This window comes from Streptosporangium canum, assembly GCF_900113865.1.
In the GTDB taxonomy this organism is placed as follows: Bacteria; Actinomycetota; Actinomycetes; order Streptosporangiales; family Streptosporangiaceae; genus Streptosporangium; species Streptosporangium canum.
This window is the reverse complement of sequence record NZ_FOQY01000005.1, coordinates 348221-362313: the sequence shown is the minus strand read 5'-3', so window position 1 is coordinate 362313 and position 14093 is coordinate 348221. Positions and strand designations below refer to the sequence as shown.

The following is a 14093-nucleotide window of genomic DNA, read 5'->3' as shown; positions in this document are numbered from 1 at the left end:
CCCGATGCCACACTGAGGAACCATGCGAACCGGACGCCCTTTGCTCCTCGCCGCCGCCCTCGCCGTCGTCACCACCGGCGCCGCCTACGCCTTCGGCCCGGATGCCCAGGTGACCAAGCCCACGGCCCTCAAGCGCGCGCCCGGCGCCACCACCTCCGAGACGACCGCGGCCTCCCAGACGGCCTCGTGCACCACCGACGCGAGGTATCCCAAGCGGCAGCTGCGCGGCGTCTGGATCGCCACGGTGAAGAACATCGACTGGCCCTCGCGGACCGGCCTCTCCGCCGCCAAGCAGCAGGCCGAATACGTCAGGATCCTCGACAACGCGGTCAAGCGCCGGCTCAACGCGGTGTTCGTCCAGGTCCGGCCCGCCTCCGACGCCTTCTACAAGTCGTCGATGGAACCCTGGTCGAAGTTTCTGACCGGTACGGCCGGCAAGGACCCGGGCTGGGACCCGCTGCCCTTCCTGGTCGCCGAGGCCCACAAACGCGGGCTGGAGTTCCACGCCTGGTTCAACCCCTACCGCGCCGCCTACGACGGCGACGTGAGCAAGCTTCCGGCCGACCATCCGGCCCGGGTCCACCCCGAGTGGATCGTCAAGCACGAGGGCCTGGTCTACTACAACCCGGGCCTGCCCGCGGTCCGCGACCACGTCACCTCGGTCATCACGGACGTGGTCAAGCGCTACGACGTCGACGGAGTCCACTTCGACGACTACTTCTACCCCTACCCGGGCGGGGGCGCGCAGTTCGCCGACGGCGCCGCCTTCAAGAAGTACGGCAAGGGCGAGAAGCTGGCCGACTGGCGCCGCGCCAACGTCGACAAGCTGATCGCGCAGGTCGACAAGGCCGTGCACGGCACGAAGCAGCACGTGAAGTTCGGCATCAGCCCGTTCGGGATCTGGCGCAACAAGTCCGAGGACCCCACCGGCTCGGCCACCGCGGGCATGTCGGCCTACGACTCCATCTACGCCGACGCCCGCCACTGGATCCGCAAGGGCACGGTCGACTACGTCGCGCCGCAGCTCTACTGGCCGAGCGGTTTCAAGGCCGCCGACTACGACGTGCTGATGCCGTGGTGGGCGAAGGAGGTCAAGGGCACCGACGTGCACCTCTACATCGGGCAGGCCCTCTACCGGGTCGGCAGCACCGACACCCCCGCCTGGACCAGGCCCGGCGAGCTGCCCTCACACCTCACCAAGAACCGCAAGCACAAGCAGGTCAAGGGTGACGTCTACTTCAACGCCAAGCAGCTGCTGACCAACCCGCTGGGCGTGCTGGACCTGATCGTCAAGAACCACTACTCCCACCCCGCGCTGCTGCCCCTGATGAAGGACCTCGGCGGCCGGGCGCCCGCCCAGCCCGCCGAGGTGAGGATCCAGGGCACGGCGCTCAGCTGGAAGGGCTCTCCCGGCGCCGCCTCCTACGCGGTCTACCAGATCCCCTCCGGCAAGGTCGGCGAGTGCGCCACCGCCGATGCCCGCAACCTCGTCGCGGTCGTCCCCGCGGCGGGCGGCGACCGGCAGTCCTTCCCCGTCTCGGGCGGCGGCGCCTACCTCGTCAGCTCCCTGGACCGCCTGCACAACGAGAGCGCCCCCGCCAAGGCCGCGCCCTGAGCCGGCGCCTGCCCCCTTGGGCCCGCCGGGCCCGGGGGCACCGCTGACCTGAGCCGGCGCCTGTCCCCCTCCGGACCCGCCGGGTCCCGGAGGCGGCGCTGACCTGAGCCGACACCTGTATCCCCTTGGACCCGCCGGATCCCGGGGGCGGTGTGCCGCCCCACCCGACACGCAAGCCGATCAACGGATCCGCTGGACGGGGGGACAATGTTCCCCTACGGTGCCAGCATTTGGCGAGGTCGGGGAGGTCACCGGTGAGGCAGACGCTTGCCGCGTTAGCGCTGGTCCTGAGCGTTCTGTGGCCGACGGCGGCGCAGGCCGCCGCGCCCGCGGGCGGGCGGGTGGCGCTGATCGGGGTTCCCGGCCTGCAGTGGAGCGATCTCAGCCCCGAGAGCACGCCCAACCTGTGGCGGCTGGCCGGGCAGAGCGCGGTCGGCTCGCTGTCGGTGCGCGCGGTCGGCCGGGTGACGTGCCCCTACGACGGGTGGCTGACGGTCTCCGCCGGGGTCAGGTCCGCGGTCGGCTACGCCTGCGGCCTCCCGCCGGAGCCCGTCCCCGGCACGGCCGGCGCGGTCATCCCCGACTACGCCTACCTGCACCGGGTCGCCCGGCAGAAGAACGCCGGGACGCTCGGCGAGGCCGTGCACGCCGCCGGGGAGTGCACCTCCGCGGTCGGTCCCGGCGCGGCGCTGGCGCTGGCCGACCGGACGGGGAAGGTGGACCGCTACGCCCCCTCCCCCGCGCGGATCGGCCCCGGCGCGCTCACCGAGTGCCGGGTGATCGCCGTGGACGTGGACGACCTGATCAGGCCCTACGTGGCGGACGGGCGGCTGCCCGCCGTGGAGGAGAGCCTCACCCCGCCGCAGCGGGCGGCGGCGCTGCGGCGGGCCGACGCCGGGGCGGGGGCGGTGCTGGCCGCCCTGCCCCAGGACACCACCGTGCTGCTGGCCGGCCTGGCCGACCACGGGAGCGTCCCGCACCTGCGCGCGACCATGATGCGCGCCGCGGACGTCTCGGGCCGGTTCCTGGGGGCGGCCTCCACTCACCGCGAGGACGTCTCGATCCTGCCGGACATCACCGCCACGATGCTCGCGGTGACGGGCATCCCCACCCCGGCGACCGTGGTCGGGGTGCCCTGGCAGGCGGGCGGGAGCCGTACCGGCGGCACGGAGGCGGCGCGGACCGCGCTGGTGAACGCCGACGTGGCCGGGCAGACGATCAGGAACGTGGGCGGGATCTTCTTCACCACCGTCGCCGCGCTCCAGGTGCTCTTCTACCTCACCGCGTTCCTGCTGATGCGCCGCTCGCGCGGGCTCGGCGGGATCCGCGTGGCCGCGCTGGCGCTCGCGTCCGTCCCCGTGTCGACCTACCTGGTCAACCTTCTCCCCTGGCACCACAGCGCGGCACCGGTGCTCGCCCTGGTCGGCGGGATCGCCGGGGTGACGCTCCTGCTGTCCGCGGTGGCGCTGGCCGGCCCCTGGCGGCACGATCCGCTCGGGCCGCTGGCCGTCGTGACGGGGGTCACCGGGGCGGTGCTCGCCGGTGACCTGCTGACGGGCACGACCCTGCAGTTCAACAGCGTGATGGGATACACCGCCGTGGTCGGCGCCCGCTACTCCGGTCTGGGCAACATCCCGTTCGCGCTGTTCGCCACCTCGGTGCTGCTGCTGACCACCGCGATCGCGCACCGGCTGGCGGACCGGGGCCGCAGGACCGCGGGGGTCGCCGTCGTGGCGGTGCTGGGGTGCTCGGCGATGATCATGGGCGGCTGGCCGGGGGTGGGCAGCGACTTCGGCGGGGTGATCGCCTTCGTGCCGGGCATCGCGGTAACCGCCCTGCTGATCGCGGGCAGGCGGGTCTCGGTGGTCAAGCTGGGCGCGTTCTGCGTGGCGGGCGGCGTCATCGTGATGGCCATCGCCTACCTCGATTACCTGCGCCCGCCGGGCTCCCAGTCACATCTGGGCCGCTTCGTCGGCCAGGTGTTCACCGGTGAGGCGATGGAGGTGATCGGCCGCAAGCTGGGGGCGATGCTGGGCACGCTGCTCAGCCCCAACCTGATGCCGATCGTGATCGCCGCGGTCGCGTTCCTGGTCTACGCGCTGCTGCGGCCGGGGGCGGCCAGCGCCGGGGTCCTCCCGGCCGCGTTCGGCCACTCCCCCGCGCTGCGGGCCGGCCTGATCGGCACCCTGGTCAGCGGGGTCGTGGGCATGCTGGTCAACGACTCGGGCGCGGCCGTGCTGTCCATGGCGCTCGCCCTGGGGGTGCCGCTCACGCTGTCGGTGGGCGTCAAGGTCCTCCGTGACGGCGCGGGCCGCTACGGCGACGCGGGCCAGGAGCCGGCGAGCAGTTCCCTGGTGTCGCGGAGCAGCTGAGGCAGCACCCTGGTGTGGCCGACCACCGGCATGAAGTTGGTGTCGCCGCCCCAGCGGGGCACCACATGCTGGTGCAGGTGGGCGGCGATGCCCGCGCCCGCCACACCGCCGAGGTTCATTCCCACGTTGAAGCCCTGCGCGCCGCTGGCCTTGCGCAGGGCGGCCAGTGCCCGCTTGGTGAAGTCGGCGAGCTCGGCGGTCTCGCCGTCGTCGAGCTCGGCGTAGTCCGCGACGTGCCGGTAGGGGCAGACCATCAGGTGGCCGGAGTTGTACGGGTAGAGGTTGAGCACCGCGAAGACCGAGCGGCCCCGGGCGATGATCAACCCGTCCTCGTCGCTCATCGCGGGGATCTCGCAGAAGGGGCAGCCGTCGTCCGGGCCCGGCCCCGTCGGCTTGTTCGTCCCCTTGATGTAGGCCATCCGGTGAGGAGTCCAGAGTCTTTCGAACGCGTCCGGCGTCCCTGCTCCCTGCTGCGTCTCTGGCTCTTCGCTCATGGCGATCAGCATATTGCCAAGTGGATTTGTTCGGTTTGGCGACTCCCGGCGGAGTGCCCGGGATGCCCCACGGACCGCCGCGGCGAACAAATGGTGCAGATTTCCGGCAGAATCCCAGCGAGCGTGACCACCAACAGCCGAGGAGCACCCCATGACCGACGTCTCCGTCGAGGACATCACCGAGGAGACCGACTCTCCCGCTGAAACGACCACCGCCGCCCGCCCGTTCTCCCTGAGCCTGTCCACCTCCTCCATCCCCTCCACGCCTCCCATCACCATCCCCTCCGTGCCCCCGGCGCCCCCGGTGGCCCCTGTGGCCTCCATGGCCCCTGTGGCCTCCGTGGCCGACCCGGAGCCGGTCGCCGAGCCGGTCGCCGCGGCCGTGGTCAAGGGACGGATCAAGGTGGCCGACGAGGTCGTGGAGAAGGTCTCCGCCCTCGCCGCACTCGAGGTGGCCGGCGTCGCCGACCTGGGCTCGGGTCTCACGGACGCGGTGGAGTCGATCCGCGAGCGCGCCGGAGCCGGGGCCAGACGCGGCCCCCGGGGCGTGAGCGCCCACGTCCAGGAGCGTACGGTCGCGGTGGACGTGGCGATCGTGGCGGAGTACGGCCATGTGGTCATGGACGTGGCCAACGAGGTCAAGACGAACGTGGCCCGCACGGTCAGCCGGATGCTGGGCATGCGGGTCGTCGAGGTCAACGTCAACGTGGACGACGTGCGCCTGCCCGGCGAGGACCACCCGGAGGCGCCCGCCGAGCCCTGACAGAGCCCGGGCCGTCCGGCACGGCGGGCCGCCGTGCTCAGGGCCCCGGCGGGCCGGCGGCGGCCTCAGCCGGGCGTACGGCGGACCACCCCCGTGGAGCCCGCCCGCCCCGGAGCGGACCTCCGGACAGCGGTACGGCGGGCGGCCACGGCCGCCCGCCGTACTTCCCGTGACAGATCAGACTGACAGATCAGACCAGACCGGTCCGGTCCGGGTCAGACCTGGATGCGACGCTCGATCGCGTCGGCGATCTCGTTGATCGCCTCGTCGACCGGCACGCCGTTCTTCTGCTCGCCGTTGCGGAAACGGAAGGAGACAGCGCCGTTGGCGATGTCCTCGTCGCCCGCCAGGAGCATGAACGGCACCTTGGACTTCTGCGCGTTGCGGATCTTCTTCTGCATCCGGTCGTCGGAGGCGTCCACCTCGATCCGGATGCCCCGCTCGCGGGCCTTCTTGGCCAGGTCCTGCAGGTAGGGCGCGTGGGCCTCGGCGATCGGGATGCCGACGACCTGGACCGGGGCGAGCCAGGGGGGGAAGGCGCCGGCGTAGTGCTCGGTGAGGACGCCGAGGAAGCGTTCGATCGAGCCGAACAGCGCCCGGTGGATCATGACGGGCGTCTGCCGGCTGCCGTCGGCGGCCTGGTACTCGAGCTCGAACCGCTTGGGCTGGTTGAGGTCGAGCTGGATGGTGGACAGCTGCCAGGTACGGCCGATCGCGTCCTTGGCCTGCACCGAGATCTTGGGGCCGTAGAAGGCCGCGCCGCCCGGGTCGTCGACCAGTTCGAGCCCCGACTCCACGGCCGTCTGGCGCAGCGCCTCGGTGGCCTCGTCCCAGTCGGCCGGATCACCGATGAACTTGTCGGAGTCGTCGCGGGTGGACAGCTCCAGGTAGAACTCCGACAGGCCGAAGTCGCGCAGCACGCTGAGCACGAAGGTGAGCAGACTCTTGATCTCACCGACCATCTGCTCCCGGGTGCAGTAGATGTGCGAGTCGTCCTGCGTCATGCCGCGCACCCGGGTCAGGCCGTGGACGACGCCCGACTTCTCGTAGCGGTAGACGGAGCCGAACTCGCACAGCCGCAGCGGCAGCTCACGGTAGGACCGCCCGCGCGCCCGGAAGATCAGGTTGTGCATCGGGCAGTTCATCGGCTTGACGCGGTATTCGACCCCCTCCAGCTCGAAGGGGGGGAACATGTCCTCGGCGTACCACGGCAGGTGACCGGAGGTCTCGAACAGCTGCGACTTGGTGATGTGCGGGGTGTTGACGAACTCGTAACCCGCCTCGCCCTGCCGCCTGCGCATGTAGTCTTCCATCTCCTTGCGGATGATCCCGCCCTTGGGATGGAAGACCGGCAGGCCGCTGCCCAGCTCGGACGGGAAGCTGAACAGGTCCAGCTCGGCGCCCAGCCTGCGGTGGTCGCGCTTCTCGGCCTCCTCCAGCAGGTGGAGGTATTCGTCCTGCTTGTCGCGCGACTCCCAGGCGGTGCCGTAGATCCGCTGGAGCTGCGGGTTCTTCTCGCTGCCTCGCCAGTAGGCGCCGCCGGAGCGCATCAGCTTGAAGGCCGGGATGGACCGGGTGGTCGGCACGTGCGGGCCGCGGCACAGGTCCTTCCAGCACAGGTCGCCGGTCTTCGGGTCGAGGTTGTCGTAGATGGTCAGCTCGGCGCCGCCCACCTCGACGTCGGCCCCGTCCTCCTGCGCGCCGGCGCCGCCCTTGAGGCCGATGAGCTCCAGCTTGTACGGCTCGGCCGCCAACTCCTCCTGCGCCTCCTCGTCGGAGACGGGCCGGCGGGAGAAGATCTGCCCCTGCTTGACGATCTCGCGCATGCGCTTCTCGACACGCTTGAGATCCTCGGGGGTGAACGGGTTCTTGACGTCGAAGTCGTAGTAGAAGCCGTTGTCGACCGGCGGGCCGATGCCCAGCTTCGCCTCCGGGAACAGCTCCTGGACGGCCTGGGCCATGACGTGCGCGGTGGAGTGGCGCACGATCGCCCGGCCGTCGGGGCTGTCGACCGCGACCGGCTCGACCTGGTCCCCCTCGGCGACGGGGGCCGCCAGGTCCCTCAGCTCGCCGTTCGCGCGGGCGGCGACCACGGAGCGGCCGTCGGCCTGGAGCGCTTCGCCGTACGTCGTGCCCTCCGCCACCACACGCTCGGCTCCGGCGAGGGTGATACGAAGTTCTGGCACGGCGGACACGGTGACTCCCTGAGAGACGGCGATATTGAGGTCTGCCGTCGATGCTACCGGTGTCCGCTACAGGATATCTCGGACATTGCGGCGCCGGCGGTAGCCCAGCGAGGTGAGATCGGCCCGGGTGCCCCGGAAGACGTTGCGATCCACGGGGATGTGGGAGTGCTGGTGGATGGTCCACCTGTCCCACGGCCCCGGCACGTCCGGCCTGCCTCGCGGGTCGTCGGGCGCGGCGATCCAGAGAGGGTATCCCTCCAGCCCGGCGCAGTTGCCGTTCAGCGCGAACGTCAGGAAGGTGTAGATCACCGGACGCACCCCGGCCTGGTCGACGACCGCCTGGCACCATCGGCGGGCGAAGCCGGCCACCCGGCGGGCGGGCAGGTGGTCGTTGGTCTCCAGGTCGAGGGCGAGCAGGTCGCCGCGGCGCATGCCGCCCGCCCGTTGCACGGCCCGCAGGAAGTGCCCCGCCTGCGTCTCCGGGTCGCCGGCGGGGCGGGCGAAGTGGTAGGCCCCGCAGACCATCCAGCTCTCCCGCATGCCGGTCCAGTTCCTGCCGAACCACTTGTCGGTGAAGGTGCTTCCCTCGGTCGCCTTGGCGAAGGCGAAGGAGACCCCGTTGTCGGCATGGTGGTCCCAGTCGACGGCGCCCTGCCAGTTCGACACATCGATGCCACGCAACATGGCGGCCACGCTAATGACTCCGGCGACACGCGCACATGTCCAACTCTCCCTCGGCGTACTGCCATTGCAGCGGCTTTGACTAGGCTTGGTCGGCGTGAACGCAGCAGCACAGACATCAGGCGCCCACGGTGCCGGCATCGCGACCATCACCCCGGACGGGACGGTGCTCGACACCTGGTTCCCCTCCCCGCGACTGGGTGAGCCCTCCGCTCCGGGCACCAGGCGGCTGACCCCGGAGGAGGCCGTAGAGGCGCTCGGCTCCGCGGTCGCCGCGCTGCTCGGCCCGGACGAGGACCGCGGGGTGGAGGTGGTCGCGGTCCAGACCGGGATCGCCAAGCTCTCGGAGGCTCCCGCCGACGCCCACGACGCCTACCTCCGCCTCCATCTGCTGTCGGCCCGTCTCGTCCAGCCGCACGGGCAGAGCCTGGACGGCCTGTTCGGCGTGCTGAGCAACGTGGTGTGGACCAACTACGGCCCGTGCCCGGTCGAGGGCTTCGAGTCGGTACGGCTGCGCCTGCGGGCCCGCGGCCAGGTGACCGTCTACGGCGTGGACAAGTTCCCCCGGATGGTCGACTACGTGGTGCCCTCCGGCGTCCGGATCGCCGAGGCCGACCGCGTCCGCCTCGGCGCGCACCTGGCCGCCGGCACGACCGTGATGCACGAGGGCTTCGTCAACTTCAACGCCGGCACGCTCGGCGCCTCCATGGTCGAGGGGCGCATCTCGGCGGGCGTGGTGGTGGGCGACGGCTCCGACGTGGGCGGCGGCGCCTCGATCATGGGCACCCTCTCCGGCGGCGGCAAGCAGGTCATCTCCATCGGCGACCGCTGCCTGCTGGGCGCCAACAGCGGCGTCGGCATCTCCCTCGGCGACGACTGCGTCGTGGAGGCCGGCCTCTACGTCACCGCCGGGACCAAGGTGGCCCTCCCCGACGGCCGGACCGTCAAGGCAGCCGAGCTCTCCGGCACCTCCGGCCTGCTGTTCCGCCGCAACTCCACCTCCGGCGCCGTCGAGGTCGTGCCCCGCCGGGGCACCGGGGTGGAGCTCAACAGCGCCCTGCACGCCAACGACTGAGCCCGCCCGGACCGGCGCGGGCCGCCGGGAGGGGCCGTCCGGTGAACGGCCCCTCCCCGCGGCCCGGCGTCGAGGGGCAGCCGCCGCAACCCGCCGGGATCGACGGCTTCCGGAAGTTCGTCTCGGAGCCGCGCATCTGACAGGCTTGTGCCACGGACCCTGCGGCGATGGGAGTGGCTTGACCGGTCGGGACGCGGCGCGCGGCGAGAAGGGCCCGACGGCGCTCGCGCGGTGGGTCACCGGACTGTTCGCGCCCCAGGTGCTGGTCATCGTGCTTCCTCCGGCCGTGGGGCTGGTGGCGGACGGCTGGCACGGCGCCGGCTGGGGGCTGGTGGCCTCGGCGCTGTGCGGCGGGATCCCCGCCGGGGTGATCCTGGCCGGCGTGCGCTCGGGGCGGCTGGACTCCCATCACCTGGTCGACCGGGCGAGCCGGACGAGGCCGCTGCTGGTGGCGGTCATGGCGGTGCTCGTCACGCTGGTGCTGCTGGCCTCCCTGGGCGCGCCCCGGCTGCTGGTCGCCACGGTGACCGCGATGCTGGCCGCGCTCGCGCTGACGGTCCCGATCACCCTCAGGTGGAAGATCTCCTTCCACGCGGCGGTGTCGGCGGGCACCGTGGTGGTGCTGGCCGAGGTGCTGCCCGCCGCACCGACCCTCGTGGCGGGCATGCTGATCGTGGCGACGGTGTGCTGGGCCAGGGTGCGACTCAGGCACCACACTCCCGCCCAGGTCGCCGCCGGGGCCGTCGTCGGCGCCGGCTCGGCCTGGGCGGCCCTGAGCGGCTTCGGCCTCTGATCCGCCCGCGGGGGGCCGTGGAGGACCCGCCTGACCCGTCACGGGACCGCAGACCGGCTCACCCGCGGAGATAGGCGAGGACGGCGAGGACCCGGCGGTGGTCGTCCCCGGCCGGGGGGAGGTCGAGTTTGGCGAGGATGCTCGCGATGTGCTTGGCCACCGCGGCCTCGGTGACCACGAGGGTCCGGGCGATGGCGGCGTTCGAGCGGCCTTCGGCGATGAGGGCGAGCACCTCGCGTTCCCTGGGGGTGAGGCGCCGCAGCGGGTCGCGGCGGCGCGTCAGCAGCTGCCTGACCACCTCGGGGTCGACGACGGTGCCGCCGGCGGCCACCCGGTCCAGTGCGTCGGCGAAATTACCAGGGCCTCCCGCGTGAGGCGGCCGCGTATCAGGCAGCGGGCGGCCCGGCTGTGCTTCGCCACGTTGGCCAGCGCCTCGGTGACCACGAAGTAGGCGGTCACCTCGGTCGCCGTCGGCAGCCGCCGCGCAAGCACGATGTCCACCTCCACCGGGACCGGTGAGCGCCCGGCCACGTCGAGCACCGCCTCGGGCAGCCCGAGGTCGGTGAGGATCCGCGGATGCACCCCGCGGATCAGCTCCCGCAGCTCGGCCAGGGCCCGCATGGCCTCCTCGTGCGCCTCGGCGACCCGCTCCGCGGCCGGGGAACCGGGCTCCAGGTCGAGCCGGGCCATGCCGAGCTTCAGCGCCAGCGCGACCAGCCGCTGATGGGCGCCGTCGTGCAGGTCCCGCTCGATCCTGCGCCGTTCGACCTCGAACGCGTCGACCAGGCGGGCCCGTGACCGTACGACCTCGGCCAGCTCGGGGTCGGGAGAGCCGAGAAGCGCCCTGGCCGTGGTGGCGCGGGCCCCCGCCCAGGCGGTGATCGGATAGGCGGCGGTCGGCATGATCACCGCTCCGGCCAGGGCCAGGGTCAGGCTGAGGGACAGGGGCGTGTCGGGCTGGAGCGGCGCGGAGAGCAGCACGCCCGGCAGCACGCCGCTGACGGCGATCGCCCCCAGGTCGACCCACCACAGCGCGAGGATCGACAGCAGTGTGTAGCCGGCCTCGCGCCAGGTGGCCTGCTCCCGCAGCCGGGTGCGCAGCCAGGCGCGCGGACCGGGAGCGCCGGGCCGTCCGCGCGGGCGGACGCGGTGGCCGGTCAGGGCCGGTCGTCGACGAAGGCGCCGTCGGCGAGGTCCTTGAACCGTTCGAGGTCCTCGGCGACGTGGTCGATGCCGCGCAGCGGGCCGTGGTCGGCGAGGTGGGCGCGGGCGTAGAGGCGGGCGACCAGCGCCTTGCGGTCGGCGCCGAGCTCGCGGCGCTCCCATCCGGCCTGTTCCAGCAGCAGCGCGGCGGCGTAGACGTCGGCCATGAACTGCGCCAGTGGGAAGAGCCTGGCCTCGGCGGTGACCGGGTCGAGGCCACGCCACCGGTCCACGGCCTCGCGCAGCCGGTCGATCCGGTCCGACACCAGCAGGGCGGTGGAGTCGTCGCCGGGCGGCGCATGCCGTACGGCCTCCGCCAGCCGGTCGAAGAACGGCAGGTGCTGGTCCTTCTCGACGGCCCGGCGCACGTCCAGGCAGAGGATGTTGTCACCGCCCTCCCAGATCGGGTTGACCTGGGCGTCGCGCAGGATGCGGGCGACCGGCCACTGCTCGATGTAGCCGTTGCCGCCGTGCACCTCGATCGCGTCACTGGCCGCGGTGACGCCCAGGCGGGCGGCCCTGAGCTTGATCAGGGCCGGGCCCAGGCGCAGCCTGTTGTGGAACCCGTCGAACACCAGCGCCTGGGCCGCCTCGACCTCGACGATCAGCTCGGCCAGCTTGCGGCGCATGAGCGGCTGGTCGATGAGGGCGGCGCCGAAGGCCTCGCGGCTGCGGGCGTAGCAGAGCGACTCGACCAGGGCGCGCCGGGCGCAGCTCAGGCCCATCGTGGCGATCCCGAGCCGGGCGCCGTTGGTCAGCTCCATCATCCGGCCCAGGCCCTTGCCGTCGCCGGCGCCGGTGCTCGCCGGTGCCAGCAGGAACGCCTCGGCGTCGGTGAACTCGATCTCCGCCGAGGCCACCGACCTGGTGCCCAGCTTGTCCTTGAGCCTGCGGACCCGGATGCCGTTGTGCCCGCCGTCGCGGCGCTCGCGCAGCACCAGGAAGGGAGCGACGCCCCGGCTGCCGTCGGGGCCGCCCTCGGCCTTGGCCAGCACCACGAAGGCGGAGCCGTTGGCGTTGGAAGCGAACCACTTCAGGCCGTTCAGCCGCCAGGCGTCCCCCGTCGGGGTGGCAGTGGACTCCAGGGCGGCGAGGTCGGAGCCGCCGGTGCGTTCGGTGAACATCTGCGCGGCCTCGCCGGAGAACATCCCGTCCGCGAAGATCTCCCTGACCCGTTCCTTGACGTCCTGGGGGGCGAACGCCTCGGCCATGAGCACCACCATGTCGCCGCCGGTGCCGAGCGCGCAGCCCATCCCGATGTCGGCCTGGTAGAGCAGGTAGTTCCAGGCCACCCCCATGGTCACCGGGTCGGCGCCGGCGGCCTCGGCCTCCCGCGCGAACTCCGGGCGGGTGAAGGAGCCGGCGACCAGCTCGCGGCGGGCCGCCTCGAAGGAGGGCGGCATGACGATCCGGCTGACGTCGTGGCCCCACCGGTCGTACCTCTCCAGCCGGGGCGGGTTGCGGTCGGTCTCCTCGGCGTGTTCGAGGATGGGGCCGCTCATCAGCGCGCCCGCCCGTTCCAGGTGGGGGGCCGCCCATTCCAGGGCGTCGGCGCCGAGGTGGCGGCGCATCAGGAAGCGCAGCGTGGGGTCGCAGCCGTACCAGTTGAGGCCGGCCGCGCCCCGGTAGCGCTCGGTGGCGTAACGCCGGGCCTTGTCCGGGCCGCCGAAGGGCAGCCGGTCGACCGGCTCGATGAGGTAGGAAGCCATGCCTGGACATTACGCTTGTGCGACGCATGAAGAAAAGATGTAACCTCCGACGGCATGAGCAGGGTCGGGGCCCAAGTAGCCGCGCCCCGCTCCTGAGCGAAGTACCCGCACTCCCTGGACCGGACGTCTTCTTCAGGAGGGTTCCCGGAATCGGTTGAGGAAGGGCACTGCGGCCGCTGCGTGGACCCCGGTAACGGTTGGGCCGGCCCCTCACCAGCGGACGGCCGTGAAGTCGATCGGCCGGGGCCGTAGCAGTCGCGTGCGTTCGGCCAGCGCTCGCAGCCGCCGGGACATCTCGTCGGCGGCCAGGCGGTGGCGGCCACCGTGGCCTGGCAGGATCCATTCGAATCGCATCCGTACGGCCGCCCTGGCCAGGGAGGCGGCCAACTGCTCGATGGAGTACCACATCACGCTCTCCGCGACTTCCAGATCACCGGTGGTGCGTGACCAGTAGAAGCTGTCGCCGCTGAAGCAGTACCGGTCATCCGCGAGGTAGAGCACACTGCCCCGGGTGTGGCCGGGCAGTGGATGGGCGGTGACCTCCTCGCTGATCTGCAGAGGTTCCAGGCCCCGGATCACCTGGTCCGCGTCCGGCGCCGCTTCGAGGTCGCCCTCGTGGATCCACAGCTGGGCGCCGAAATAGTCCGCGTAGCGGCGGCCGTGTGCGGCGTGGTCTCGGTGTGTGAGCAGCACATCGGTAACGAGGCCCGATGCCGCGTAACGCTCGGCGAGTTCACGGCTCCAGCGCGGTGTATCGATCATCATGGCCGTGCCGGACGGCCGCAGCAGCAGGTAGGAGTTGGCCCCGGCGGTGTGCCGGGAGTTGTGCCCGCACATCAGTACGCCGTTGTCCAAGGCCATCGGAAAAGGGTCGAGCGCTTGGTCCGGCTGCCCGGAGGCCGGGCGGATCGAGCGTGTGGGGCAGGCGAAGGCGGCCGCGTGGAGACGCCGTGTCTCCGTCTCATCGTTCGGCGGACGCAGGATCTGCGACCGTCCGCCGACTTCGCCGATCAGGTCGGGCGCGAGTTGTCGGGCGGCATCGCAGTTGATGCAGCGGTCGTCCACATACCAGTCGTCCACGGCGGGGCTCCTTCCAAGGGGAACGACCTGGACCTGGGCCGCCATCAGGCCCTCCAGTTCGCAGAGGTGACGCATCGGGTACAGTAGCTTCATAGCTAAGTATCTGAACCGCGAAGTTAAAT

At 72.0% G+C, this 14093-nt stretch carries 11 protein-coding genes and 1 pseudogene; 5 read left to right on the top strand and 7 right to left on the bottom strand.

Features of this window, described 5'->3' with window-relative positions; all coding sequences use genetic code 11:
* Positions 1–22: 22 nt before the first annotated feature.
* Together BM085_RS10455 and BM085_RS10450 are read left to right on the top strand one after the other, a co-directional pair.
* Positions 23–1615 (top strand): glycoside hydrolase family 10-like protein, encoded by a 1593-nt coding sequence (locus BM085_RS10455; RefSeq protein ID WP_093886789.1) that lies wholly within the window; start codon positions 23–25, stop codon positions 1613–1615.
* Positions 1616–1869: 254 nt separating this feature from the next.
* Positions 1870–3987, top strand: a complete 2118-nt coding sequence (locus BM085_RS10450) for a hypothetical protein (RefSeq protein WP_093886788.1) — start codon at positions 1870–1872, stop codon at positions 3985–3987.
* Here BM085_RS10450 and BM085_RS10445 read toward each other — a convergent pair.
* Positions 3930–4481, bottom strand: a complete 552-nt coding sequence (locus BM085_RS10445; protein ID WP_231509822.1) for an HIT family protein — start codon at positions 4479–4481, stop codon at positions 3930–3932. The two genes, BM085_RS10450 and BM085_RS10445, sit on opposite strands and share 58 nt — an antisense overlap.
* A 151-nt stretch (positions 4482–4632) precedes the next feature.
* Here BM085_RS10445 and BM085_RS10440 point away from each other — a divergent pair, with 151 nt between their 5' ends.
* The gene (locus BM085_RS10440; protein WP_093886787.1) at positions 4633–5244 is read left to right on the top strand and encodes an Asp23/Gls24 family envelope stress response protein; all 612 of its coding nucleotides are present in this window, start codon (positions 4633–4635) and stop codon (positions 5242–5244) included.
* A 215-nt stretch (positions 5245–5459) separates the two neighbouring features.
* On the opposite strand, the gene thrS is transcribed toward BM085_RS10440, so the two are convergent.
* Complete coding sequence (gene thrS / locus BM085_RS10435; RefSeq protein ID WP_093886786.1) at positions 5460–7439, bottom strand: threonine--tRNA ligase; 1980 nt, start codon at positions 7437–7439, stop codon at positions 5460–5462.
* A gap of 57 nt (positions 7440–7496) precedes the next feature.
* Positions 7497–8114: a glycoside hydrolase family 25 protein gene (locus BM085_RS10430; protein WP_177245038.1), complete on the bottom strand. Its 618-nt coding sequence runs from the start codon at positions 8112–8114 to the stop codon at positions 7497–7499.
* 94 nt (positions 8115–8208) lie between these two features.
* On the opposite strand from BM085_RS10430, the gene dapD reads away from it, so the two are divergent.
* Entirely contained in the window at positions 8209–9186 is a 978-nt protein-coding gene (dapD, locus tag BM085_RS10425) for a 2,3,4,5-tetrahydropyridine-2,6-dicarboxylate N-succinyltransferase (protein WP_177245037.1), read from the top strand.
* 178 nt (positions 9187–9364) lie between these two features.
* Positions 9365–9979, top strand: coding sequence for a hypothetical protein (locus BM085_RS10420; RefSeq protein WP_093886784.1), 615 nt, complete (start codon positions 9365–9367; stop codon positions 9977–9979).
* A gap of 58 nt (positions 9980–10037) precedes the next feature.
* Here BM085_RS10420 and BM085_RS10415 read toward each other — a convergent pair.
* The 4 genes and pseudogenes from BM085_RS10415 to BM085_RS10400 all read right to left on the bottom strand — a co-directional run.
* Positions 10038–10337 (bottom strand): annotated as a pseudogene (locus tag BM085_RS10415) (response regulator transcription factor); the annotation flags it as partial.
* Complete coding sequence (locus BM085_RS10410; protein ID WP_245789241.1) at positions 10259–11140, bottom strand: sensor histidine kinase; 882 nt, start codon at positions 11138–11140, stop codon at positions 10259–10261. The pseudogene BM085_RS10415 and the gene BM085_RS10410, both read right to left, overlap by 79 nt.
* Complete coding sequence (locus tag BM085_RS10405) at positions 11137–12891, bottom strand: acyl-CoA dehydrogenase family protein (RefSeq protein ID WP_093886783.1); 1755 nt, start codon at positions 12889–12891, stop codon at positions 11137–11139. The genes BM085_RS10410 and BM085_RS10405 overlap by 4 nt, the downstream gene beginning before the upstream one ends.
* A 210-nt stretch (positions 12892–13101) precedes the next feature.
* Positions 13102–14064: a 4Fe-4S domain-containing protein gene (locus BM085_RS10400; RefSeq protein ID WP_218158672.1), complete on the bottom strand. Its 963-nt coding sequence runs from the start codon at positions 14062–14064 to the stop codon at positions 13102–13104.
* Positions 14065–14093 lie beyond the last annotated feature (29 nt).

Excerpts from the sequence above, each read along its gene's own strand:
- BM085_RS10455 (WP_093886789.1), top strand. The coding sequence starts at position 23 with ATGCGAACCGGACGCCCTTTGCTCCTCGCCGCCGCCCTCGCCGTCGTC.
- BM085_RS10445 (WP_231509822.1), bottom strand. The coding sequence starts at position 4,481 with ATGAGCGAAGAGCCAGAGACGCAGCAGGGAGCAGGGACGCCGGACGCG.
- BM085_RS10440 (WP_093886787.1), top strand. The coding sequence starts at position 4,633 with ATGACCGACGTCTCCGTCGAGGACATCACCGAGGAGACCGACTCTCCC.
- BM085_RS10430 (WP_177245038.1), bottom strand. The coding sequence starts at position 8,114 with ATGTTGCGTGGCATCGATGTGTCGAACTGGCAGGGCGCCGTCGACTGG.
- BM085_RS10405 (WP_093886783.1), bottom strand. The coding sequence starts at position 12,891 with ATGGCTTCCTACCTCATCGAGCCGGTCGACCGGCTGCCCTTCGGCGGC.
- BM085_RS10400 (WP_218158672.1), bottom strand. The coding sequence starts at position 14,064 with ATGAAGCTACTGTACCCGATGCGTCACCTCTGCGAACTGGAGGGCCTG.